The following is a 25,217-nucleotide window of genomic DNA, read 5'->3' as shown; positions in this document are numbered from 1 at the left end:
ATGCGCGCCGTGGCATTTTTTGTCCACGGAGTTGAGGCGGTGGTTCAGCTATTTGGCTGGATCGCCGCCTGGACCTGCGTGGTTTTAGTCGGACTCGTCGCTGGCGACGTATTGATGCGCTATGTGTTCAGCATAGGGGCGGTATGGCTGCAGGAGCTGCAGTGGCATCTGATCTCGCCTATAGCGCTGTTTGGCATGTCGTATTTGCTATTGATGGGCGAGCAAGTGCGCGTGGATGTTTTCTACGAACGCTTCCCCGCTGGCCTGCAACGGGTGATTGAAGTGGTCGGAGGTCTATTGCTGCTGGTGATGGGGCTGTATATCGCCTGGCTGACGCTGCCCTGGATCGACCAGTCATTCGCCCGCGGCGAAGCGTCGCCCAACCCCGGTGGCCTGCCTCTGCGCTGGCTGCTCAAATCGCTGATTCCATTCGGTTTTGTCCTTCTCGCGCTGCAAGGGTTGGCCCACGCGATGCGTCAGGCTTTCGCCCTACCCACACGAGGTGAATAACCCATGTCTCCCAATGAATGGCTAGCGATCGGCATGATCGTGGCTTTTTTTGTGTTCCTGCTGATAGGTATTCCCGTAGGTATCAGTATCGCGGCGACGGCCTTTTTCTTTGGTTACATTGGCTTTGGCCCAATGCTGTTTAATCTGCTGCCGTCACGTATTTTCGGCGTAGTGACCAATTACACCTTTATGGCCATACCGCTGTTTGTGTTTATGGGGGTGATGCTGGAGAAGTCGAAGCTGGCCGAGGAACTGATCGATGTCATCGGCCATCTGTTCGGCGGCATTTCAGGCGGCATGGGTGTGGCGATAATTCTCGTGGGTGTGCTGTTAGGCGCCGCCACCGGCATTGTGGGCGCCACTATCGTTACCCTTGGTCTGCTCACGCTACCGACGTTGCTTCGCCGCGGCTACCCTAAAACCCTGGCCACAGGGATGATCTGTGCGTCAGGCACCTTAGGGCAGATTATTCCGCCCAGCCTGGTGCTGATTCTGCTCGCGGAAATTCTGGGTGAATCGGTCGGTACGATGTTCGCAGCGGCCATGGTGCCAGGGCTAACGCTGGCAGCGGTGTATATTATTGCCATACTGATGATCGCCAAGCTCTATCCCGACCTAATGCCGCCAATCCCCGCCGAGGAGCGAGCAGAAATGGGCCGGGGTCAGTTGATACGCAAAGTGATTACCGTGGTGGGCCCGCCAGTGGGGTTGGTGTTTGCGGTATTAGGCTCGATTATTGGCGGCATTGCCGCGCCAACTGAAGCGGCCTCCATGGGTGCGCTAGGAGCATTGCTAATTGTAGCCTGCTCGGGGCGGTTAACCTTTGCGCTACTCAAAGAGGTTGCCAAGGCCACGCTGGTGATCTCGGCCATGGTGTTCTTTATTTTGATCAGCGCCCAGGTATTTGGCCTGGCATTTCGTGGCTTGGGCGGCGAGCACTTGGTGGCCCGTATGTTCGATTGGGTGCCCGGTGGCGAGCTAGGCGCGATGCTATTCATGCTGCTGCTGATGTTTGTGCTGGGCTTCTTCCTGGAGTGGATTGAGATCAGCTATATTGCCCTACCACTGTTTTTGCCCTTCTTTGTTCAGATGGGCGTCGATATGGTGTGGCTGGGTATTTTAGTGGGACTCGTGCTACAAACTTCGTTTCTTACCCCACCCTTTGGCTGGTCGCTGTTTTTCCTCAAGGGTGTAGCGCCGAAAGAAGTCTCGACGCTGGATATTTATAAAGGCGCGCTACCGTTTATCGGTTTACAGTTCGTCGCCGTCGCGCTGGTATTTATCTTTCCCAGCATTGCCACCTGGTTGCCCGCAGCCATTGGCTGGTAACGAACTGCCTTAGTATTTATTTAACAACTATTTACTTAATAACTATTTGCTTAATAACAAGGATTCTAAGATGCTCCACACCCAACGTAGTTACGGCGGTAGCTGTGTCGCCCCTCACCACCTCGCCGCAAGCGCCGGGCGCGATGTGCTTAAACAGGGTGGGAATGCGGTGGAAGCCATGGTCGCTGCCGCTGCGGCCATTGCGGTGGTCTACCCGCATATGAACGCCCTGGGTGGCGATGGCTTCTGGCTCATTCATGAGCCGGGCAAAGCGCCGATTGCCATTGACGCCTGCGGCCCGGCAGCGGGGCTCGCCGATGGAGATTTCTATGCGGGTGAAACGCAGATTCCCGAGCGCGGCCCTAAAGCTGCTCTGACCATGGCCGGCACCATTGGCGGCTGGCATGAAGCGCTTAACGCGGCGTCGGCATGGGGTAAGCAGCTGCCTCTCACCACGCTACTGGCCGACGCCATTCATCATGCCGAGACAGGTATTGCGGTCTCCCAGAGCCAGGAAGCGCTTACCGCTAAACACATTGAGCGTTTAACCCAAAGCCCAGGCTTTAGTGACGCCCTACTGCTTAACGGCCAGGTTCCCCGTGAAGGCGAACGACTTCGCCAGCCGCGCCTGGCCGCGACACTTAAGCGCTTGGCGGAAGCGGGGTTAGACGACTTCTACCGCGGCGAGCTGGCCGCTAGCATGGCGCGAGATTTAGAGGCGGTGGGCAGCCCACTGCGTTTGTCTGACTTTCACGCCTACCGAGCCCAGCGAGTCACACCGCTGGAAGTAACGCTTCAAGATGCCAAGCTGTATAACTTACCTGCCCCGACTCAGGGCATGGCGTCGCTAATGATATTGGGCATCTACGAACGTTTAAAAGCTGCTGAGCCAAATGGTTTTGACCACCTGCACGGACTCATCGAAGCGACAAAGCGCGCTTTTATCCTGCGCGACCAAAACGTCACTGACCCCGGCCGCGTACCCACACCGCTGCAGGAGTTACTCAGCGAAGAGAATATTGGCCGGGAGGCGACTCAAATCGACCCACAACACGCTCTGCCCTGGCCACACGAGCCCGCTCCTGGCGACACCATTTGGATGGGCACCGTGGACAGCGAAGGGCGTGCGGTGAGCTTTATTCAGAGCATCTACTGGGAGTTTGGCAGCGGCGTAGTGCTGCCAGAAAGCGGCGTGCTGTGGCAAAACCGCGGCATCAGCTTTTCGCTTAACCCCGACGACCTGCGCGGCTTAGCTCCCGGCCGCAAACCTTTCCACACTCTTAACCCGGCGCTTGCTAAATTCAACGATGGCCGCACTATGGTTTACGGCACTATGGGCGGTGAAGGCCAGCCGCAAACCCAGGCAGCGGTATTTTCACGCTATGCGCTGCACGGCATGCCGCTGCAGCAGGCGATTACGGCTCCCCGCTGGCTGCTGGGGCGCACCTGGGGTGAAACCAGCACTAACTTGAAGCTCGAAGCGCGTTTTGACGATGCCCTAGTCACCGCTCTGGCAACGGCAGGCCACGATGTGGAAGTGCTGCCCGAGGCGTTCAGTGACACCATGGGCCATGCAGGCGGTATTGTGCATCACCCGGATGGGCTGATAGAGAGCGCCCACGATCCTCGCAGTAACGGCGGTGCGGCTAGCGTATAGCGCTTTACACTGGCACAGCGATGTATAATCGCCCATGCTGAAACTCATGATGACCAAGTGGTGTCACTAGGCTAGTGAGACCAACAACACTTGGCCTCAGCGATGTAAGCGCAATGCACAAGGGAGAGGAACAGAGCATGGCGAAAATAGAAAAATCCCCTGACGAGTGGCAACAGCAGCTAACCCCCGAGCAGTACCGCGTAGCACGCGAGAAAGGCACCGAGCGCCCGTTCACCGGTGATTATCAGGTGCGCGATGCGCAGGGTATTTACCACTGCGTTTGCTGCCACGCGCCGCTGTTTGAGAACGAGCATAAATTCGACGCTGGCTGCGGCTGGCCAAGCTTTGATCGGCCGCTGGGTAGCCGCTGTGTTGAGGAGCATACGGATACCACTCACGGCATGCAGCGCACGGAGGTAGTTTGTTCTCACTGCGATGCTCATCTGGGCCATGTTTTCCCCGACGGCCCACCGGAGACTACCGGGTTGCGCTACTGCATTAACTCAGTATCGTTGGAATTTCACCCTGACGAGTAATCTGCGCTAAATCCTCGCAAGGAAAACCGGCAAGGCGGGCGTCATCTGCTAGAATGGACGCCCGCTTTTTTTGTGCCGTTATTTTTGTACTTGCAGGAGAAACCCATGCTCGGCTGGTTCCCCGGACATATGAACAAGGCCCGCCGCCAGATTAAGGAGGTGCTGCCTGAAATTGATGTGGTCATTGAAGTACTCGATGCGCGTCTGCCCTACTCCAGCGCCAACCCGATGCTGGCCGAGCTAACCCGCCACAAGCCGGTGCTGAAAATTCTTTCCCGCGCCGACCTCGCCGACCCAGAGCGAACGGCCGAATGGGTGGCTTATTTCGATGCCCAAGAGAATATGCGCGCCTTGGCGGTGACCACCACCAACACCCGCGAGCTAAAGAAAATCCCCAAGCTGTGCCATGAGCTGGCTGGTGCCGTTCGTGCTGACCGGGATGTGCGCGTGATGGTGATGGGTATTCCCAACGTGGGAAAATCCACGCTGATTAACGGCCTTGCCGGGCGCAAAATCGCTAAAACGGGTAACGAACCAGCGGTCACCAAGCGCCAGCAAAAGGTGCGCATCGATGGACGCGTAGCGCTTACCGACACGCCTGGAGTGCTTTGGCCGAAAATTGAGGATCAGGCTAGCGCCTATCGTCTTGCGGCCACCGGCGCCATTCGTGACACTGCTATCGAGTACGCCGATGTAGCGATTGTCACCAGCGCGGAGCTGGCCAAACGCTACCCCGAAGCGCTCACCGAGCGTTATAAGCTCAAAGAGCTGCCGCCCTACGCCGCACCGGACATCCCCCACGACATTGATGCAGATGGTCCGAAAAAGCCCGACTTTCTCGCTATTGCTGGCTTCGACGGTAACGCCATCTTAAAAGATATCGCTGCCCGCCGAGGCGGGCTGCGCCCCGGCGGCGCCGTTGATCTGCACCGCGGCGCGGAAGTTCTGCTTCACGAACTGCGTGATGGCAAGCTGGGCAGGCTAACGCTTGAAACCCCGGCAGACATTCCTCCGCCGCCCGTGCAAAACGACGAAGACAATCAACTACTTTCCGACGCATAATGGCCTAACTGCTCCTTAGCCAAAGGCACGGCGTACGGGCACTTTTTAAGCACTTATGTTTTTTTGGACACTTTTGGGCCTCTAGCTACTATTTGGACAGACACCTCATGGATACCCCGCAGTCGCAAGAATCACAACCGTTAAAGAAATCTCATAAACTGCACAATGTCTGCTACGACATTCGCGGCCCGGTACTCGACCACGCCAAGCGCTTGGAAGAGGAAGGTCAGCGAATTCTCAAGCTAAACATTGGCAACCCTGCACCCTTTGGTTTTGAGGCGCCGGAAGAGATTCTCCAGGATGTGATGCGCAACCTGCCCACGGCCCAGGGCTACTGCGACTCCAAAGGCCTCTACTCTGCCCGTAAAGCGATTATGCAGGAGTGCCAGCGCAAGCAGATTCCCGGCGTGGGTATTGAAGATATCTTCATCGGCAACGGCGTTTCTGAGCTAATCGTGATGGCCATGCAGGCGCTGCTCAACGACGGCGATGAAGTACTCATTCCCGCGCCGGACTACCCGCTCTGGACCGCCGCCGCCCACCTTTCCGGTGGCCACGCGGTGCACTACCTGTGCGACGAACAGGCGGACTGGACGCCAGACATGGCGGATATTCGCGCCAAGATCACCAGCCACACACGTGCCATTGTGCTCATCAACCCCAACAACCCCACCGGCGCGGTGTATCCGCCTGCCGTGGTGAAAGAGGTGTTGGCGATCGCCAAGCAGCACAACCTGGTGGTGTTCTCTGACGAGATCTACGACAAGATTCTGTATGACGGCGTCGAGCACACCGCCACGGGCGCCCTGGCGGACGACGACCAACTGGTCATCACCATGAACGGTCTCTCCAAAAGCTATCGCTGTGCCGGGTTCCGCTCAGGCTGGATGATTATCTCCGGCACCCTGGCCAAGCTAAACGCTCAAGACTATATCCAGGGGCTGAATATGCTCGCCTCTATGCGGCTATGTGCCAACGTCCCCGCCCAGCACGCGATTCAAACCGCTCTGGGGGGCTATCAGTCGATCAATGATTTAATCCTGCCCGGCGGGCGACTGCTGGCCCAGCGCGATATTACCGTGGAGAAGTTAAACGCAATCCCCGGCGTTTCCTGCGTGAAACCTAAAGGCGCGCTGTACGCCTTTCCAAGGCTCGACCCCAAGGTCTTCAATATCAAAGACGACCAGCAGATGGTGCTGGATCTACTGCTTCAGGAAAAAATACTGCTGGTACAGGGCACAGCCTTTAACTGGCCAGAGCCGGATCATGTGCGCATCGTGACGCTGCCCTGGGCCGACCAGTTAGGCGATGCACTCGACCGCTTTGCCAACTTCTTGTCGCGCTATCGGCAGTAGCTTTTGTAGCCATGACTTGAAACTGCCATGAACAGCACGTATCTAAGCCATTAATCTAGTAATGCTTCGATGAACTTTAGGGGAGAACCTGCACCATGATGCGAATTCTGCTGTTTTTAGGCACCAATATAGCGGTCTTGCTGGTCGCCAGTATTACCCTGCGCCTGCTAGGCGTAGAGGGCTATCTGCGCGGCCAGGGCATCAACTTCACCAGCCTGCTGATTTTCTGCTTTATTTTCGGCATGGCGGGCTCCATCGTCTCGCTGTTTATCTCCAAGTGGATGGCCAAGCGCAGCACCGGCACGGTGATTATCGAAACACCCTCCAACTCCACTGAACGGTGGTTGCTGGACACGGTTGCTGAGCTCTCCCGTGAAGCAGGCATCAAAACCCCAGAAGTGGGTATATTTCCGGCCCAACAGTCCAATGCTTTTGCCACCGGCTGGAACAAAGACGATGCGCTGGTGGCCGTTTCAGCAGGCCTACTCAACCGCATGCGCCCGGAAGAAGTGCGCGCGGTTCTGGCTCACGAAATTGGACACGTCGCTAACGGCGATATGGTGACACTGGCGCTGATCCAGGGCGTGGTGAACACCTTTGTGATGTTCTTTGCCCGGGTAGTGGCACATCTAGTCGATAACTTCCTGCGCAGCCGCAGCGATGGCGAAGGCGGACTGGGCTTTATGGGCTACTTCGCGGTGGTGATGGTCGCTGAAATTGTGTTTGGTATTTTAGCCTCGGCTATCGTCGCCTGGTTCTCGCGCTACCGCGAATACCGCGCCGACGAAGCAGGTGCGCGCTTGGCGGGCACCAACGCCATGGTGAGTGCACTGGCACGCTTGAAAACCGAAACCGAAATGCCGGATCAAATGCCGGATACGCTGCGCGCCATGGCCATCACCAAAGGCCAAACACGCTCGCTGGTGGAAAAGCTATTTGCCAGCCACCCGCCGCTGGATGAGCGCATCCGGGCGCTGAAAGAAGCCGCTTATCGCCAGTAATTTTTTAGCAGTGCCATACGTTTAAGGCCCGCAGATGCGGGCCTTACTGTTTTCCACAGTACAATTTCTCTTTGCTCAGTGAAGTTGTTCAAAGACTTCCGGATGTTGCTCAGCTATACGTAAAAGGGCAACCGCCGGGCCCTGTGGCTCTCTTCGACCTTGCTCCCAGTCTTGAAGAGTACGTATGCTTACTCCCATAAGACCTGCAAATGCTGATTGTGTCAGTTTCAGTTTTTGCCGAATCATTTTTGGCGGTGAGGGCTCTGCTAACTGATTAGTTCGCAGAGCCACGTTGCCTTTCTTGAACTGCTTAATTTCATTAATACCGTCGAGAATCTCTGCCCCAAGATTTCTATCAATCATTTTTGATGGCCTCCGCGATCTGCTTGAGCATATGACCAGAAATACTGGCGCGCTCCGATTTGCTGTACAGCGTAAGCATCCATATTTCGTGGTCAGACTTCTTTCAGTAGTAGATAGCTCTAATATCACCGCTCTTTCCAGAACCTTCTGATGCCCAACGTACCTTACGCACACCACCCGACCCTTTTATGAGGTCGCCCGCATCCGGTTTCTGCAATAGATACGCTTGCAGCCCACGATATTCCTCATCCGTAAGGTAGCTCGGTAATAGCTTGGTGAAGGTAGAGGTTTCGATAAACAGCATCACTTAAATATACGGCTTTGCCGTATAAACATCAAGATTTAGCCAGAGAGTTGCTATGCCTAGTTCGCTAGTAAATTAAAAGCCCAGCGAGCAATTTATCAGTAGCAGCATTATTTAGTGCTTGTTCTCATCAAAGCGGCCATTGACACTAAATCCTGCACCACGCAATACGCCTTCCAGCGCTATCGCTTCCCCTGACAGTTTCACGTTGAGCGTGGCGAATTCTCGCCGCAGCGGGTAGTTGGCTCGGCAGTCATCAAAGCCTTTGCGCATACCGTGATGCTGCGTTTGGCGCTGAAGCGCATCGTGGTCGCGGCGTACGTCATACACCGCTCTCATGCAGAGCCGCAGGGCGTCTTCCGGGGGTAGTGCGTGCTGCAAATGCAGCGACGTCAGCGCGGGCGGTGGGCAAATATCGGCAAATGTGAGATAGCTTGGCTGACCGCAGTGGTGAGCCAGCGCCTGCTGAATCATCCAGGTACCACGTAGCTTGCCGTCCAAGCTGTGTCCGGCAATATGCGGCGTTGCCAAGGAGACAAGATCACGCAAGCCAGCATCGATGTCGGGCTCCTCCTCCCAAACATCCAGTATGGCACTGATATCGCCCTTGCCTGCTATGCGGCTGCGTAGCGCTAAACCATCCACGCAGTCGCCCCGTCCCGCATTGAGCAGCACACAACCGGGGGCAAGCTCCTCGATGCGCTGGGCATTGAGGAGCTGGTAAGTCGCGTGAGGACCTGCTTGGGTAAGCGGTGTATGCAGGCATAGCACATCACAGCGCTCGATCAGGGCGTCTAAGGAGTGAAAGCCTCCCCCTGCCCCCTCTTCTTCCCTGGGCGGATCACAGGCCAGCGTTGACACGCCCATGGCGGCTAGTCGCGCCTGCAGTCGGCTACCCACATTGCCCACCCCCACAATACCCACAGTGCGTTCGCTAAGTGCCCAGCCATCGCGTTCCGCCAGAGTCAGCAGGCTGCTCAACACATAATCAACCACCGCTTCGGCATTGCAGCCTGGCGCGCTGGCGAAGGCGATGTCGCGCTGGGCAAGCGCTGCCTGATCGATATGATCCGTGCCGATGGTGCAAGTACCCACAAAGCGCACGGCGCTATCGGCAAGCAGTTTATCGTTGACCTGGGTAATGGAGCGCACGATGAGTGCATCGGCATCCTGCAGGTGGGCGGCGTTTATCTCCCGCCCTGGCACGCGGGTGAGCGAACCGAAATGGCCGAAACAATGCTCGGCAGCGGGGATATTGGCGTCGATGACAAGTTTCATAGGCGTTTGGGTATCCGAGCTTTACAATACGCCCGCGACGGCTTGATGGGCAGGCGTGTTTAAAGGCTATCTTTTAAAGGCTAAGTAAGGAGAGTGTTGTGATCGTACGCTGGGAAACCAACCATGACTATGTGTTGGTTCATATTCACCAGGATATGTTTGGTGACTGGATTTTCAGTCGCGCCTGGGGCCAAATCGGCACTCAGTTTGGCGGCCTGAAACATCAGCTAGCCGATACGCTGGATCAAGCCCATATGTGGCTGGAGGACGAGGCCACGATCCAGTCCTCACGAGGCTTTCGCAAGGTACTGGAAGTGGCCGACCATACCCCCGAAGGCCAAGAAGCTATGCGCCAGCTATCGTTGCTGGATGCAATGTGAGCCGCTCGCGTTCAGACATGCACTGTTCATCCTGCGTTTATTAGCCATGTATTTGGTTAACCTAAAAAACGTCGGCCATCACGCTGATGGGCGCCTTTAGGCGGCGCGGTGTCTGGCAGTGCTGTAAACGCTGCCAGCGCTGCCTCATCCAGCCAGCCGCGCTCGCGCAACCAAGTGCTTAATCGCTCAAGCTCAAAGCCACGATCCAGCTCATTGCCTTCACTATCCACAATCACCGGTATTCTCACGCCATAGCGCTTAACCAGGGCGTCGTCGTCGCTAATCTCGATGTGGTGCAGCCACACCTCTTGATTCGCTAGTGCGGCCACCAGTGCTTCTAACTGGCTGCATAGGTGACAGCCCATGGTTGTGTAAAGCGATAGCTGAATCATGCTTAAACTCTCTCCTGAACTCTGGTTTCTCGTCACTCAGAGTGGAATTAACGCTGCCAGCCTGATGGTTGCCCCAGTGGGAGGGAGCTTTAGCTCGCGAATGTTTGGCTCTTGGCCTAATGAGACTATGGGGTGCCTGCGGCACCCTTCGCGCGCTGAAGCGCCCTCCCACAACAGTCTTGATCCTGATGAGACCAAGAGACGCACCCTTCGCCGAAGTGCCAGACCAACACTACAGCGGCTTCCCACAATGATTATCTGCCGAGTTTCAGCCCTTGTGGGAGGGAGCTTTAGCTCGCGAATGCTTTAGCCTCCTGCCTGATGAGGCTAAGGGGTGCCTGCGGCACCCTTCGCGCGCTGAAGCGCCCTCCCACAACAGTCTTGATCCTGATGAGACCAAGAGAAGCACCCTTCGCCGAAGTGCCAGACCAACTCTACAGCGGCTCCCCACAATGATTATCTGCCGAGTTTCAGCCCTTGTGGGAGGGAGCTTTAGCTCGCGAATGCTTTAGCCTCCTGCCTGATGAGGCTAAGGGGTGCCTGCGGCACCCTTCGCGCGCTGAAGCGCCCTCCCACAACAGTCTTGATCCTGATGAGACCAAGAGAAGCACCCTTCGCCGAAGTGCCAGACCAACTCTACAGCGGCATCCCATAATGATTATCTGCCGAGTTTCAGCCCTTGTGGGAGGGAGCTTTAGCTCGCGAATGCTTTAGCCTCCTGCCTGATGAGGCTAAGGGGTGCCTGCGGCACCCTTCGCGCGCTGAAGCGCCCTCCCACAACAGTCTTGATCCTGATGAGACCAAGAGAAGCACCCTTCGCCGAAGTGCCAGACCAACTCTACAGCGGCATCCCATAATGATTATCTGCCGAGTTTCAGCCCTTGTGGGAGGGAGCTTTAGCTCGCGAATGCTTTAGCCTCCTGCCTGATGAGGCTAAGGGGTGCCTGCGGCACCCTTCGCGCGCTGAAGCGCCCTCCCACAACAGTCTTGATCCTGATGAGACCAAGAGAAGCACCCTTCGCCGAAGTGCCAGACCAACTCTACAGCGGCATCCCATAATGATTATCTGCCGAGTTTCAGCCCTGTGGGAGGGAGCTTTAGCTCGCGAATGTTTGGCTCTTGGCCTAATGAGACTATAGGGTGCCTGCCGCATCAATCCATTATTTATGCCTGAGTAAAAACACATGGTGCAGGTTCGTACGCCGCTGGAAATCGGGGTCGAAACTGCGCCCGGTGATATCCTCTACCGCGTAGCGCTCGCTGAGTGATTCATCCAGTTTAAAGCGCCGCTGGTTATTAGAAAACACCAAGGTTCCACCGGATGCCAAGCGCGCCATGGCGAGCTCCACAAGCCGTGGATGATCGCGCTGCACGTCGAGGGTGTCGCGCATTTTCTTCGAGTTAGAGAACGTCGGCGGATCCATAAAGATTAGGTCGAACTCGGCGTTGGCGGTTTCCAGCCAGCGGAAACAGTCGTCGCGAACCACGCGATGCAGCCGTGTATCGAGCTTATTCAGCGCAAAGTTGTCCTTGGCCCACTCCAGGTAGGTATTGGACATATCCACGCTCACGCTGTCGCTGGCGCCGCCTAAGGCGGCCTGCACCGTTGCCGTGGCGGTATAACAGAACAGGTTCAAAAAGCGTTTACCGCTGGCCATTTCGCCCAACATGCGTCGTACCGGGCGGTGGTCTAGAAACAGACCGGTATCCAGGTAGTCACGCAGGTTCACCCAAAGCCGAGCTGTGCCTTCCTGCACCTCAAAACGTTCACCGCTGGCAGCGCGCTTCTGGTACTGGGCGCTGCCAGTTTGGCGCTCGCGACGCTTGATATAGATCTTGCTGGCGTCAACGTTAAGCGCCTCGGGCATGACTTCCAAAGCATCGTACAAGCGTTTCTGCGCTTGAGCTGGATTGATCGAACTGGGCGCCGCGTACTCTTGCACGTGTACACGGTCACCGTAACGATCCACCGCCAAAGCGTACTCGGGCATATCCGCGTCATACACGCGATAGCTGGTTTCGCCGCTCTGCTTCAGCCACTTTTTCAGCCGCTTCTGATTTTTAATCAGCCGATTGGCAAACATCTGGGCATTGTCTTGGTTTTTATGAGCCGTTTGCTCTTCGCTAACCTCTTCACTAGGCGCCGCCACTGCAACGCTCTCGCTCTGAACAGGCTGTGTATCGCTAACGGTCGGCAGGTGCTCGGCGTCACCAATTTCCATAAGCAGCAGTTTGGCATCCAAGGCACCGTTTTTAAGCGCGTACTGTTTGTGCGCACGCATCCCCAACCGGTGGCCGAGATCAGGGTTGCCGGTAAACACCGCCAGCGTCCAGCCAGGGAATAGCGCTTTGGCTTTCTCACCCAGCTGGGCGTATAGACGCACCAGCTCAGGCAACTCCCCCAGGCGCTCGCCGTAAGGAGGATTGGTGATCAGCAGGCCACGTTCGGCGGTGAGCGTTTCGGGGCGGGTAAGCTGGGCAAGGCTCTGCCCATGCAGATCAATCAATGCCGGGATGCCCGCCCGCATGGCATTGGCTTTCGCCGCAGAGAGCGCCGCGGGGCTCTGGTCGAAGCCTAATAGCTGGGCCTTGCAGCGCTTGCGACCAATCGAAGCGCGCGCTTCGGCTTCACGCTTCTGTTCCCGCCATGCTTCGTCATCGTGCCCTGCCCAGCCGTGAAAGCCGAACCGTTCCCGGTTGAGGTTCGGTGCCTGGTCGGCGGCCATCATGGCAGCTTCGATCAGTAGCGTGCCGGCACCGCACAGCGGGTCAATCAACGGCTCTCCCGCTTTTAAGCGCTCGGGCCAACCCGCGCGCACCAACAGCGCGGCGGCCAAATTCTCTTTTAGCGGCGCATGGCCTACATCCCGGCGGTAGCCGCGGCGGTGCAGGCTCTCACCAGAGAGATCCAGCCCAATAGTTAAGTTCATACGGTGCAAGTGGGCATAGATGCGCAAATGCGGTGTTTTGGTATCCACATTGGGGCGTTCCTGCCCCGCCAACTGGAGTGCATCGACTACGCCGTCCTTAACGGTTTGCGCACCAAAGCGGGTATGGCGAATCTGTTCGCTGCGCCCGTGAAAATCGACCGCCAGCGTATTGCCAGGCGCCAAGTGTTTAGTCCAGGCAATGCGGGCAACCACATCGCGCACCTGATCGGCGGTGTCGATCATCGACTCGCGTACCAGAGTCAAAATGACCCGGTTGGCCAATCGCGACCATAGGCATACCCGGTAGGCGATGGCTTGGCTGGCGGTGAAATACACACCGGCCACCGTGGTTTTACCCGGCGTGGCGCCCAGTGCCACTAGTTCATCGTGGAGCAGGCCTTCAATGCCTTTGGGGCAGGTGGCAAGCAAATTTAGCGGAGCAGTTTGGTTCGACTCGATCATGATAATAGCGGCGCCGAAAGGCGCGGAATTCCTGTATATAACAAATGAGTTTACGTTTTATGACAAATTGATAGTCGACAGATGACCCCATCATGGTCTAACAATAAGAGAGTAGCTACTGAAAAACGCATGCGTTACCTGTCAGGGTCGAGATTTAAGACTCGGCCTATGATTTGAATGAGATCGCCACTCGACCCGTTCAGCTCGTGAGTGCTAGACATTGGAGTTGAGGCGGCGACTCGCTCTTGAAGCAAGCTCTCGGAATAATGGATATTTTCGGACATGTTTTGTGAATAGATTCGACAATATCCTATTTCTCTTATCAAAGGCTTTCGTGAAAAGAGGTTAGCCAATGAAACGGCAAAAACGTGATCGCTTCCAGCGGGCTTATGTCCACGGCTACAAAGCGGGTGTATCGGGTCGTTCTCGTGATGACTGTCCCAGTCAAGATATCAATTTACGCGAATACTGGATGAGCGGTTGGCGTGAAGGTCGCGGCGACCAGTGGGATGGGATGACCGGCATCTCCGGTATCCATAAAAACCCCATGGTCATGACTTAACGTTTTATTTTTTCTTTACGTCTGAACGAAGGTTTCAAGTGAGCCCACTTTAATCGGTGGGCTTTTTATCGGCTGGCGTTCCAGCGGCTGGCGTTCCAGCAGCTAAATCCTTTAACGCTCTGGCGCACTCCCCCACCAGCTTCGGGCCTTGGTAGATCAAGCCTGAATAGAGCTGGACTAAATCCGCTCCAGCGGCGATCTTGGCTTGAGCTGCAGCGGCACTATCGATACCGCCTACGCCAATAATCGGAAGCTGGGGGAGCTGCTCACGCAGCTGGCGAATCACACGATTGGATGCCTCAAAGACCGGTTTCCCAGAGAGTCCGCCGGCCTCATCCGCTTGGGGATCGCCCTGCACGGCCTCACGGGAAACCGTGGTATTGGTGGCAATCACGCCATCAAGGCCATTGCGCTCGATACTTGCCGCCATTAAGGCTACTTCTTCAGCGCTCATATCCGGGGCGATCTTAATCAGCAATGGTACGTTGCGACCCGTTTGGTCATTGAGCTGTGTGGCTCGTGCTCGAATCGGCCCTAATAGCGCGTCCAGCTGCTCGCCGAACTGAAGGGTGCGCAGCCCAGGCGTATTCGGCGAGGAGACGTTAACCGCAATGTAGTCCGCGTAAGGGTGTACGGCGTCTAAACATACCAGGTAGTCATCCAACGCATGCTCTACTGAAGTAGTCAGGTTTTTACCGATATTGATGCCCACAATGCCGCCGTAGTGGCGCTGTTTGACCTGCTGAATCAGGTGCTCAACCCCCTTATTGTTAAAGCCAAAGCGGTTGATGATCGCTTCATGCTGCGCTAAGCGAAACAGCCGGGGCTTGGGGTTGCCTGGCTGTGGCTTAGGCGTGACGGTGCCCACTTCCACAAAGCCAAACCCCAGCGCGCCAAGCGCATCCAGGTGGTCAGCATTCTTGTCCAGCCCAGCTGCGAGACCCACCCGATTGGAAAACCGCAGCCCCATCAGCTCGATAGGGTCATTTACCGAGTGTCCAAATAGCGGTGTTACGCCGCCCACGCGATGCAGCGCATCCAATGCACCTAGCGCCATGCCGTGGGATTTTTCTGGATCAACGCGGAAGAACAGCGAGCGAGCGAGGTGGTACATGGTTAGCATCTCTTGAATCAGGACAGAACGGGCGCGTGGTTGAAAACAGTCACTCATTACTCAATGTGGAATTAACTCTGCCAGCCTGATAAGTACTCCAGTGGGAGGTAGCTTTAGCTCGCGACCATTTGAGCTTCCAGCCTGATATCCCTATTCGCCGAAGTGTCGGTCCATCGCTGAAGCCTCCTCCAACAATAAGCTCCTAGCCTAATCAGGCTAAGGGGTACCTGCGGTATCCTTCGCGCGCTGAAGCGCCCTCCCACAATGAGCTTCCAGCCTGATATCCCTATTCGCCAAAGTGTCGAACCATCGCTTAAATAGTCAATATATAGCCCTCAAAAGAGGACAAATAACCGAAAACGGGCACTAGTATAACGCAATAAAGCGCGCCCCGGTGGAGAACCGGAACACGCTTTACAGTGGACTATGAAAAAGCTAGTCGAACCTACGCCTCGCTGTCGCTCTCGGCAAGGTCTACCAGCTCGCGTACCGCCACGGCGAAGAGGGCAAAGCCACCCTCACTACCGCCGCGCACCTCTTCAATAAGGCGGCACCAGCGGCGATGCAGGTCGGCGTGTTGATCCAGCCACTGCTCTACCCGCTCTTGGGTATCGCGGCTGCCAGCGTCGAGTTTCAACACGCTGGTGGTCAACGCAAGCTGTTGACGCTCAATGTCGTCACGGAAGGTTTCCCGGGCTTGAGCCTGCCAGGCGTCACGCACTTCCAGCTGGGTTACCTGCTGAATCATCCACGGCAGCTCCAGGCGGCTGCCAATTTCGTACAGCACTTCCGCCACCCGCTGGGGTTTTTCATTGGTCAGGCGCGCCGCTTGAATAATACCCAGACCGGCGTAAAGGCTTGAAGTGGCTGACACGGTAGATGCCAAGGCTTCCGGCACACCCGCTTCCAGCAGCTCGTCACGGCGGCTATTCCAGGCGCTAAGCTCTTCACCGCTCAGCAGCTCACCAATACCTTCCTGAAGTTGCGCCAGGCGGGGAGCGAAGTACTCGATGGTATCCTGGGTCGAGAGTCCCAAGTGCTGCCGCACAAACCAGCGTGTGGCGCGGCGGATCAAGCGCATCAGGTCGAGCATCATCGAGTACTGAATACGGTTGGGCACCTGATTATCGAGAGCTTCAATTTGCGCCCATAGACTGGGTAAGTTAAAGCTGTCACGGGCCACGATGTAGGCTCGGGCAATGTCGGCACGTCCCGCTCCGGTAGAGTCCATCAGGCGTCGTACAAAGACGATACCCATGTGATCAACCAGATCATTCGCTACCTGAGTGGCGACGATTTCGCGCTTAAGACGGTGCTCGTACATCTCGTCTTTAAAGCGCTCCACCAGCACCGATGGGAACAGCCGTTCCAGATGACGATGAATATAGTGATCGTCCGGCACATCCGAGGTGATCAAGTCGCCTTTCAAGGTGCTCTTGGCGTAGGAAATCAGCACCGAAAGCTCCGGCAGGCGCATGCCTTGACCGTTGCTGGCGCGATCTTTCAGCACATCGTCGGTGGGCAGGAACTCCAGCTCGCGGTCAATCTGCCCGGATGCTTCTAGTTCGCTGATAAATCGGCGATAAGGGCCCATCGAATAATCGGAAAGGATAGCCGACAGATCCAGTGCCTGGCTTTGGCGGTAGTTATCCAGAATAACCAGATCGCCCACCTCATCGGTCATTTCCGCCAACAGCTGATTGCGCTGCTTATCGGTCATGTCACCGCGCTTGACCACTTCATCGATCAGGATCTTGATATTGACCTCGTGGTCTGAGCAGTTCACCCCGCCCGCGTTGTCAATAAAGTCGGTGTAGACGCGCACGCCTTTGGCTGCGGCTTCCATACGTCCGCGCTGGGTCAAGCCAAGGTTGCCGCCCTCGCCGACCACCCGGCAGTTCAAGTCGTTGCCATTGATGCGCAGGGTGTCGTTGGCTTTGTCGCCCACATCGGCGTCGGTTTCGTCAGAGCCCTTCACGTAGGTACCGATACCGCCGTTCCAAATCAAGTCCACCTTGGATTTGAGCATGGCGCGGATCAGTTCATTTGGCGACAGGCGCTCCTCCTTAATACCGAAGACCTGCTGCATCTCCGGCGTGATGGCAATCGACTTGGCGCTACGGCTAAAGATGCCGCCACCGGAGGAGATCAGTTCCTGGCTGTAGTCTTCCCAGCTTGAGCGTGGCAGAGCGAACAGTCGCTTACGCTCGGCAAAGGAGGCCTCTGCATCCGGGTTGGGGTCGACAAAGATATGCAGGTGATTGAAGGCACCCACCAGTTGGATCTTGTCGGAAAGCAGCATGCCGTTGCCGAAGACATCTCCGGCCATATCACCAATTCCCACCACGCTAAACAGGTCGCGCTGGGTATCCACATCGAGATTTTTAAAGTGACGTTTAACCGACTCCCAGGCACCCCGTGCGGTGATACCCATTTTTTTATGGTCGTAGCCGTTAGCACCGCCAGAGGCAAAGGCATCGCCCAGCCAATGCCCATACTCAATGGAAATCTCGTTGGCGATATCTGAGAAAGTCGCGGTGCCTTTGTCGGCGGCTACGACGAGGTAAGCGTCGTCCTCATCATGGCGGACAACATTTTCCGGCGGCACAACATCGCCGCCCACCAGGTTATCGGTGACATCCAGCAGCGCACGGATAAAGATCTGGTAGCAGGCAATGCCCTCTTTCTGGACGACGTCGCGGCTAGCATTTTCCGGCATGCGTTTACACACAAAACCGCCTTTAGCGCCCACTGGCACGATAACGGCGTTCTTCACCTGCTGCGCTTTCACCAGCCCCAGCACTTCGGTGCGGTAATCTTCAAACCGATCCGACCAGCGCAGACCACCACGGGCCACTTTGCCGCCACGCAGGTGGACACCTTCCACCCGCGGAGAGCAGACAAAAATCTCAAACATGGGCCGCGGCTTGGGCATGCCGGTGACCTTGGAGGGCTCCAGCTTATAGGCGATGTAATCCTTAAAGCGCCCCCCCTCTGCCAGCTGGTAGTAGTTGGTACGTAGGGTGGCGAGGATCAGCTCCATAAAGCGGCGTAGCAGCTGGTCATCGTTAAGGCTGGCAACGCCTTCCAAGCGCTCATTTAAGCTCGTGATGCACTCTTCGGTGGCGTGGTTCTGCTGCTCAGGATCAAAGCGCAGGCGGAATAGCTCAACCAGCTCGCGGGTAATGGCAGGATAGTTGGCCAGCGTAGCAGCAATGTAATCCTGGGACATGCCGAAGCGGATCTGTTTGAGATAGCGGGCATAGCCGCGCAGCATGGCCACTTCACGCCAGTCCAGCCCCGCGCCGATAATCAGTCGGTTAAACGCATCGTTATCGGCTTCGCCACTCCAGATACGCTTGAAGGCTTCCGTGAATACATCGCGCATATCGCCCAGGCTGACGTCCGCGCCGCTGTGCTCAAGCTCGAAATCGTGAATCCAGTAGCGCTGTTCAGGGGCATTAATATCGTAGGGGCGCTCGCCAATCACTCGCAGGCCGAGATTTTCCATCATTGGCAGCACGTCAGAGAGCGGAATCTGGGATTCGCGATGGAACAGCTTCAGGTTGACGCCACCGCCCTGCTCTTCTAGTGGCCGATAGAGCGATAGCGAGAGGTCGTTCTCGCTATCCAGTGTCAGCAGGTGCTGAACATCAAACACCGCGGTGCGCGCGGAGAAATCTTCACGGTAGCTGGCCGAGAACGCCTCACGGAACTGATCCATCAGGTTGTTAGCGCGCTCTTCACCGAAGCCTTCGATCATGGCGTTCTGCAGCTCATCGCGCCAGCTGCGCGCCAACCGTGCCACTTTGCTTTCCAAACGCTTGAGATCGTAGTCGCTGGGCGCGTCACCATTAAAGCGCAGAATCAACTGAATACGCGCTAGCACCGACTCGGATAAATAGGTATTGAAGTCGCCAAAGTGGGCGTCTAACTCGTCGCACAGCGCGTTTTGAATCCGCTGACGCAGATCCGTGGAGAACACGTCCCGGGGAACAAATACCAGGCAGGAGTAGAACTTGCCGCTGATATCGGCGCGGATAAACAGCCGCACCTGGCGGCGCTCGCGGATATTGAGAATGCCCAGCGCAGTGCTGGCCAGTGACTCAGTATCGATCTGGAACAGATCATCCCGGGGGTAGACTTCCAGCACCTGTAACAGCTGCTTGCCGTTGTGGCCCTGGGGATTAAACCCAGCGATATCCATGACGGCTTTGAGCTTGCGGCGCAGCAACGGAATATTGCGCGGCGACTCGTTATATACCGTGGCGGTAAACAAACCAAAGAAGCGCCGCTCGCCAATCACATTGCCGTCATCGTCGTAGCGGTCAACGGTGATGTAATCAGGGTAGGTAGGACGGTGCACCCGAGAGTGGTGGGCGCTTTTGGCAAACGACAGTAGCTGGGGCACCAGCACATAATCATTGTGCTCATCCACCCCCTCTTCGGTACGAATCCGCTCGCAGTAGCGCGGCTGATCCAGGCGGAACACGCCCAGCACGCTATCCGCATCGCGCTTTAACTCGCTGCCTTCCAGCAGGTACTCGTCGTAGCCCAGGAACGTAAAGTTATCTTTGAGCATCCACTCTAAAAAGGCAATCGCCTCTTCGTGGTCGTCGGGGTCGATCTGGGGTGGACAGTTTTTCTCAAGCTCTTGAATCGACGCGGTAATTTGCGAGCACATGGCGTCGAAATCGCTCACGGCGGTGCGTACATCGCGAAGCACGTCATTTAGATTGCTTTCGATTTTCTCAAGCAAAGCCACGTCGGTGTGCCGATCTACCTCAATGACAATGAGCGACTCGCGCGCTTCAGGTGCGTTTTCGGCTCTGGGCGAGGCCAGCGCTTGCAATTGATGACGCTCATCACGGGCGACTGCAAGCACGGCGTTTTGAATGGCGTGAACCGTCAAACCGCGGCGATTGAGCTCGATACGCACCGAATCGACCAAAAACGGCATATCTTCGTGGAGAACGGCGACAAAGGTATGCGTCGACTGCCAGCCGTGCTCTTCAAAATCCGGGTTAAATACCCGTACTTTGGGAGTTTGCGGATCATGGTGCTGCAAAAACTGCCAGATCGACAGCGTTGCGCCATACAGATCGTCCAGGCGACGATCCACTAGGTCTTCCACCGGCACGGTGGCATAAAAGTGCCGAGCAAAAGCGTCCACAGTAGCAGCGCGAGCGGGGTCTAGCCGCGCATTTAACCGCTCCTGGAGCTGCTTCAAAAGATCTTGCCGACTCTCTTCAATCGCAACGTAGTGCATCCATCACCTCGACTGCCTGGGCCATTAAACGGCCAAAAAACGAAGGACAATAGGCCTTTAGGCCAACATAACCGCTAGCTTACGCTACCTATCGTCACGGCCCTAATCACCTGACGTGTTGTTCATGGCACATACCGTTTACGCATTAGGTCGAATACTCACTCAACCACCCGCCGCTTCAACAGCACCCCACACTCACAGTGGTCGGTAAACGGAAACTGGTCAAATAGCGCAAAGCGCTCTATCTCATGGGTGTTGGTCAGTATGGTCAAATTTTCAGCTAACGTGGCTGGGTTGCATGAAATATAGACGATCTGAGCGTACTCGCTGATTTGTTCACAGCTCTGCTCGTCTAAACCAGCACGGGGCGGGTCGACCAGCACAGTGGAAAAATCGTACTCTTCCAGCGCCATTTCCGCCACGCGTCGCCCGGCTTTATCGCCCTTCAGTGCCAGCGAAAACTCCTCCGCTGACATACGACCAATCTGCGCGTTCGTTACCCCATTGGCTTCCAGGTTCACGTTGGCGCTGGCCACCGACGTGCGGGAAATTTCTGTGGCCAGTACGCGGCGAAAGTTGTCCGCCAGGGCAATGGTAAAATTGCCATTGCCGCAATAGAGCTCGACCAGGTCTCTCTTTGCATTACTCTCCTGCTGGCCAGCGGTAACTTCCCGCGCCCAACTGAGCATTTTTTGACAGATATGTGCATTAGGCTGGGTAAAGCTATTTTCGACCTGCTGATAGTGCAGCGTGCGGCCATCCACCTCTAGCCGCTCCCATACGTGGTCACGAGTCAGTACGATGCGCTGCTTGCGGGAGCGGCCAATAATCATAATGCCCAGCTCAGCCTCAAGAGCACGGGCTTCGCGCTCCCAATCCTCGCCTAACGGTCGATGGTAAATCAGCGTTACCAGCGCCTCACCTGACAGCGTGGTTAGAAACTCTACCTGGAACAGCCGCCGACGTAGCTCATCACAGCGCAGGCAGGCCTCGCGTAGCTGCGGCATCAGTTGATTGATTCGCTCACTGGCGACTGCGTACTGATCTAACCGAATCACCCGCTTGTTCTTCGGGTTCTCTGGGTCTACCTCGAACATGGCGTAGAAGAGGTCGTCCTCTTCGTGCCATATGCGAAACTCGCAGCGCTGACGGTAATAGCCGGGCGGCGATTCAAATACCTCTAGCGCTGGAGGCTGAAAAGCGGCAAAGGTACTTTCCAGGTAGTCGCGTTTGGCGGCTAACTGCTCAGCATAGCGTTCAGGTTCTACAACGGGGATAGCCAAGGCTGCTCCTTTGAATAATTCGATCAGCAATAAGAGTAGTAAATAGTGTTCAACAGCCCACGCTAAGCAATTGGGGTGCCCTAAACCCATAGCGGGCCAAACCAGCGGTCAGGTTGGCAGCAGGGGCAGTAGTAAAGCAGCGGCCATCCTGATGATCGCTGTATAGCTCAGCGACAACTTGCCCAACCCGCCGGGCAATGGCATCGCCGGAGTCGACCCAGTGTAGCGGCACGGGGGTAAGCTGCTTCAGCCAAGGCTTTAACAGCGGAAAATGCGTACAGCCCAGTACCACTGTATCTAGCTCTGGGGTATCCAGGGCCTGATGGTCAGACGATAAACAATGCGCAGACGACGGAGGTGCAATGGCGTGCCATAACGGCGCCAGGGCCATCTGCATGCGATCAATATTAGGGGTGACACCTGCCAGGTACGCTTCCGCCTCGACCACCAAGGCATCGGCGGCAACGCGAGTAATGACACAGTCGCTGGCAAAGCTATCAATTAAACGCTGGGTGTAGGGCCGCCCTACCGTGGCCTTGGTGGCTAACAGCCCAATATGACGTGTTTGGCTGATCGCTGCGGCAGGTTTGATAGCGGGCACGGTACCCACGACAGGGATCGCTAACTGCGCGCGTAAATTTTCCAGTGCCAGGGTACTCGCGGTATTGCAGGCAACGACCAGAACACTCGGCTGACACGCTTCCACAGCGGAACGGCACACCGCCACAATTCGTTCGGTCAGAGCTGCATCTTCGCGCAGGCCATAGGGCAACCAAGCATTGTCGCAGGCATAGCACAGGGCAGCATCAGGGTAGTGTTGGCGCAGCGACTGCGCCACTGAGAGGCCGCCGACACCGGAATCAAAAATTAACACGGGGCCTTTCATGACTCTGCCTATCATGGCTCTGCCTGAAAAAAACGGAGCCGCTATTTTAGCATGCTCCGTCCATGATTTTAGCAATTGCTACTACCCTGTCAGAGCCAATCGCACATTATCAATAATTCCCATTCAATAGCCTATGAGGTTCGGCTCTAGAGTGCTGAAAGCACACCTTAGCCTCATCAGGCTATTAGCCAACACATTCGCGAGCTAAAGCTCCCTCCCACAATGGCTGGAAGCACCACTTCATCTCACTAGGCTCAAGGCTATGGTGGTAGGTCGCTTCAGCGGGCGAATTACCCTGTTGAGACGCTTTTCGACTATACCGCCGGGACATCTGCCCCACGCAGTTCGGAGTAGAGCTCGGGATAAGCGTCCTGTAGGCGCTCCAGCTCTTTCTCTGCGCCTTCGGGGAGCGCCTGACGCAGCTCTTCCATATCTTCCTCGCTAAAATGCTCGTCAATCAGCGGGAACAACCCCTCGCGTTCGTGACGCAAATAGGCACGATGCGCTTCCAAATAATCTTTTAAGTCATCGGCAAAACGATCCATCGGAATGATGTTATCCATTAACACCATGTCGATGTCGTTGGAGAGGCGCTGTAAGCGCGGCTTTAGCTCACGATAGTCATTCGCCATCTGCTCGGTAAGGGCAATATGCTCTGGGGCCTGGGTTTGCAATCGCTCCACGCAGACGCGTTCAAGAGGGGCTGCAAAACCATCCATATAGGACAAAATATAGTCGACGACCTCGCGCATAAGCTGAAAGTTGGGCCGCTCACCTTGGGCCAGGGTTTTCTGCTTAAGCTGCAGGACATGGAGTAATCTCGCCATGTTGGCATGATCTAGACGCAGTTGGTTTAACATCGAACTGTCTCCTTTTATTGTGTCATGCCTACCGTCGTGCCTTCGTGATTGACGGCATGCGATAATAAGCGCGAGGTAACAAACATGCTGTGACGCTAAAACATATCGTAACCTAAGCGTGTCGTAACTATCGGGGGTTATCAACAGGGGGTATCAACAACGGTTATCATAAACAATGCCCCTCTAGCGTTATCCTAGCAAGTGTATCTTTCTGATAGGTTACGCCAAAGGTAGTTCGCTAAGGCACAGTTTACCACCTAAACTTGTTAGCAATTTGTTGCTCAACGTACTGATTTACAACGGAAGCTTACATGGATCTTTTTGATAGTGCCGAGGCAACACCATCTGACGATGCCCCGTTAGCCTTTCGTATGCGCCCACGCCAATTAGACGATTATGTGGGCCAACAGGCGCTGGTGGGGCCAGATAAACCCCTTCGCCGCATGGCAGAATCAGGCGTTGTGCGCTCAATGATTCTATGGGGGCCACCAGGCGTTGGTAAAACCACGTTGGCAGAGCTATTAGCGCGAGCTTCCCAGGCTCATCTAGAGCATCTCAGCGCTGTGATGGCCGGGGTGAAAGAGATTCGCGCCGTGGTAGAGCGCGCCCAGCAGATGTCATCCACGGTTATCCTTTTTTTAGACGAGATTCATCGCCTCAACAAGAGCCAGCAGGATGCTTTATTGCCCCACGTCGAGTCGGGCCTGTTAACACTGATTGGTGCCACCACCGAAAACCCCTCATTTGAAGTCAATTCGGCGCTCCTCTCCCGCGCGCGGGTTTACGTGCTGAAATCGCTCACCCAGGAGGAACTGATCACGGTGATGCGCCAGGCCCTCAACAACGTAGAGCGCGGGCTGGGTAAGCGTGACATTCAGGTGGATGACGAAGTATTAACCGCCCTGGCCCACGCCAGCGCTGGCGATGCCCGACGGGCGCTGGGGCTATTGGAAACCGCCTGCGATTTCGCTACCCAGGAAGCGAACCGCGAAGTGCTGCATAAAGAGGTGCTCGCCGATGTGATAGGCCACCAGGCTAGCTCTTTCGATAAGCAGGGTGATGCTTATTACGACCTGCTTTCGGCTATTCACAAATCGATACGCTCTTCACGCCCCAACGCCGCTTTACTATATATGGCGCGCTTTATGCAGGGCGGCGGTGACCCGCTGGACGTGGTGCGCAGGTTGACCGCCATTGCATCAGAGGATGTCGGCAATGCTGACCCCCGCGCCCTACCGCTGGTCATTGCCGCCTGGGATGCCTATCTGCGCTTGGGTGATTACGAAGGCCAGCGTGCGATTGCCCACGCGGCGATTCATTTGGCGGTGGCACCCAAAAGCAACCGTATAGACCGAGCTTGGAATGAAGCCAAGCAGTTCGTGCGCCAACAACCCCAGGTTGAAGTGCCAACATACCTGCGCAATGCGCCCACTAAACTGATGGAGCAGTTGGGTCATGGCGAAGGGTATCGCTATGCGCATAACGAGCCAGACGGTTACCCGGCGGGAAGCGCCCACGACTGCTGGCCTGAAGAATTGCCTAAAGCCACCTTCTTCAAGCCGAGTTCGTTTGGTCAGGAGAAGCGCTTTGGGGAAATTATGGCGTGGCGGGAAAATCTTGATCAGGAAGCAGATCAGGCGCCCTGAGGCGCCTGATGTTTAAAGCAGTGGCAGTCTACTAAACT

19 protein-coding genes are annotated in these 25,217 nt (G+C 56.1%); 10 read left to right on the top strand and 9 right to left on the bottom strand.

What is annotated here, in order from left to right; translation table 11 throughout:
* The 7 genes from KF947_RS18435 (at window position 1) to htpX (ending at window position 7,450) form a co-directional block, all read left to right on the top strand.
* Window positions 1-510, top strand: a complete 510-nt coding sequence (locus KF947_RS18435) for a TRAP transporter small permease subunit (protein WP_223289228.1) — start codon at window positions 1-3, stop codon at window positions 508-510.
* Between the two features lie 3 nt (window positions 511-513).
* The gene (locus KF947_RS18430) at window positions 514-1,839 is read left to right on the top strand and encodes a TRAP transporter large permease (protein WP_223289229.1); all 1,326 of its coding nucleotides are present in this window, start codon (window positions 514-516) and stop codon (window positions 1,837-1,839) included.
* A gap of 70 nt (window positions 1,840-1,909) precedes the next feature.
* A complete protein-coding gene (locus KF947_RS18425) occupies window positions 1,910-3,496 on the top strand; it encodes a gamma-glutamyltransferase family protein (RefSeq protein ID WP_227404744.1) in 1,587 nt (528 codons plus the stop codon).
* Between the two features lie 137 nt (window positions 3,497-3,633).
* On the top strand, window positions 3,634-4,032 hold the full coding sequence (msrB, locus tag KF947_RS18420) for a peptide-methionine (R)-S-oxide reductase MsrB (RefSeq protein WP_022520408.1): 399 nt from the start codon (window positions 3,634-3,636) through the stop codon (window positions 4,030-4,032).
* 105 nt (window positions 4,033-4,137) lie between these two features.
* Window positions 4,138-5,094, top strand: coding sequence for a ribosome biogenesis GTPase YlqF (gene ylqF, locus KF947_RS18415; protein WP_133733380.1), 957 nt, complete (start codon window positions 4,138-4,140; stop codon window positions 5,092-5,094).
* A 107-nt stretch (window positions 5,095-5,201) separates the two neighbouring features.
* Window positions 5,202-6,449, top strand: coding sequence for a pyridoxal phosphate-dependent aminotransferase (locus KF947_RS18410; protein ID WP_040479048.1), 1,248 nt, complete (start codon window positions 5,202-5,204; stop codon window positions 6,447-6,449).
* A 95-nt stretch (window positions 6,450-6,544) separates the two neighbouring features.
* The gene (gene htpX, locus KF947_RS18405; RefSeq protein WP_223289231.1) at window positions 6,545-7,450 is read left to right on the top strand and encodes a protease HtpX; all 906 of its coding nucleotides are present in this window, start codon (window positions 6,545-6,547) and stop codon (window positions 7,448-7,450) included.
* Between the two features lie 75 nt (window positions 7,451-7,525).
* Here htpX and KF947_RS18400 read toward each other — a convergent pair whose 3' ends face one another.
* The gene (locus KF947_RS18400) at window positions 7,526-7,813 is read right to left on the bottom strand and encodes a helix-turn-helix domain-containing protein (RefSeq protein ID WP_223289232.1); all 288 of its coding nucleotides are present in this window, start codon (window positions 7,811-7,813) and stop codon (window positions 7,526-7,528) included.
* A 418-nt stretch (window positions 7,814-8,231) separates the two neighbouring features.
* Complete coding sequence (pdxB, locus tag KF947_RS18395) at window positions 8,232-9,395, bottom strand: 4-phosphoerythronate dehydrogenase PdxB (protein WP_133733377.1); 1,164 nt, start codon at window positions 9,393-9,395, stop codon at window positions 8,232-8,234.
* A gap of 98 nt (window positions 9,396-9,493) precedes the next feature.
* Between pdxB and KF947_RS18390 the strand changes: the two genes are divergently transcribed.
* Window positions 9,494-9,775: a hypothetical protein gene (locus tag KF947_RS18390; protein ID WP_133733376.1), complete on the top strand. Its 282-nt coding sequence runs from the start codon at window positions 9,494-9,496 to the stop codon at window positions 9,773-9,775.
* Between the two features lie 56 nt (window positions 9,776-9,831).
* Here KF947_RS18390 and KF947_RS18385 read toward each other — a convergent pair whose 3' ends face one another.
* Together KF947_RS18385 and rlmKL are read right to left on the bottom strand one after the other, a co-directional pair.
* Window positions 9,832-10,167, bottom strand: a complete 336-nt coding sequence (locus KF947_RS18385; RefSeq protein ID WP_133733375.1) for a glutaredoxin family protein — start codon at window positions 10,165-10,167, stop codon at window positions 9,832-9,834.
* Between the two features lie 1,160 nt (window positions 10,168-11,327).
* The gene (gene rlmKL, locus KF947_RS18380; protein WP_227404743.1) at window positions 11,328-13,559 is read right to left on the bottom strand and encodes a bifunctional 23S rRNA (guanine(2069)-N(7))-methyltransferase RlmK/23S rRNA (guanine(2445)-N(2))-methyltransferase RlmL; all 2,232 of its coding nucleotides are present in this window, start codon (window positions 13,557-13,559) and stop codon (window positions 11,328-11,330) included.
* Window positions 13,560-13,911: 352 nt separating this feature from the next.
* Between rlmKL and rmf the strand changes: the two genes are divergently transcribed.
* Complete coding sequence (gene rmf / locus KF947_RS18375; protein WP_035577708.1) at window positions 13,912-14,121, top strand: ribosome modulation factor; 210 nt, start codon at window positions 13,912-13,914, stop codon at window positions 14,119-14,121.
* A gap of 49 nt (window positions 14,122-14,170) precedes the next feature.
* Here rmf and KF947_RS18370 read toward each other — a convergent pair whose 3' ends face one another.
* The 5 genes from KF947_RS18370 to KF947_RS18350 form a co-directional block, all read right to left on the bottom strand.
* Window positions 14,171-15,235 (bottom strand): quinone-dependent dihydroorotate dehydrogenase, encoded by a 1,065-nt coding sequence (locus tag KF947_RS18370; RefSeq protein WP_227404742.1) that lies wholly within the window; start codon window positions 15,233-15,235, stop codon window positions 14,171-14,173.
* Between the two features lie 445 nt (window positions 15,236-15,680).
* A complete protein-coding gene (locus tag KF947_RS18365; protein ID WP_227404741.1) occupies window positions 15,681-20,504 on the bottom strand; it encodes an NAD-glutamate dehydrogenase in 4,824 nt (1,607 codons plus the stop codon).
* A gap of 158 nt (window positions 20,505-20,662) precedes the next feature.
* A complete protein-coding gene (trmA, locus tag KF947_RS18360) occupies window positions 20,663-21,787 on the bottom strand; it encodes a tRNA (uridine(54)-C5)-methyltransferase TrmA (protein WP_223287781.1) in 1,125 nt (374 codons plus the stop codon).
* Window positions 21,788-21,836: 49 nt separating this feature from the next.
* Window positions 21,837-22,673: a glutamate racemase gene (locus KF947_RS18355; protein WP_223287782.1), complete on the bottom strand. Its 837-nt coding sequence runs from the start codon at window positions 22,671-22,673 to the stop codon at window positions 21,837-21,839.
* Window positions 22,674-22,987: 314 nt separating this feature from the next.
* Window positions 22,988-23,533, bottom strand: coding sequence for a hemerythrin domain-containing protein (locus KF947_RS18350; RefSeq protein WP_223287783.1), 546 nt, complete (start codon window positions 23,531-23,533; stop codon window positions 22,988-22,990).
* A 311-nt stretch (window positions 23,534-23,844) separates the two neighbouring features.
* Between KF947_RS18350 and KF947_RS18345 the strand changes: the two genes are divergently transcribed.
* A complete protein-coding gene (locus tag KF947_RS18345; protein ID WP_227404740.1) occupies window positions 23,845-25,179 on the top strand; it encodes a replication-associated recombination protein A in 1,335 nt (444 codons plus the stop codon).
* Window positions 25,180-25,217 lie beyond the last annotated feature (38 nt).

It is taken from the genome of Halomonas sp. FeN2, from assembly GCF_020595105.1.
Classification (GTDB): domain Bacteria; phylum Pseudomonadota; class Gammaproteobacteria; order Pseudomonadales; family Halomonadaceae; genus Vreelandella; species Vreelandella neptunia.
The sequence above is the reverse complement of the archived record's forward strand: the minus strand, read 5'-3'. Positions and strand labels throughout refer to the sequence as shown.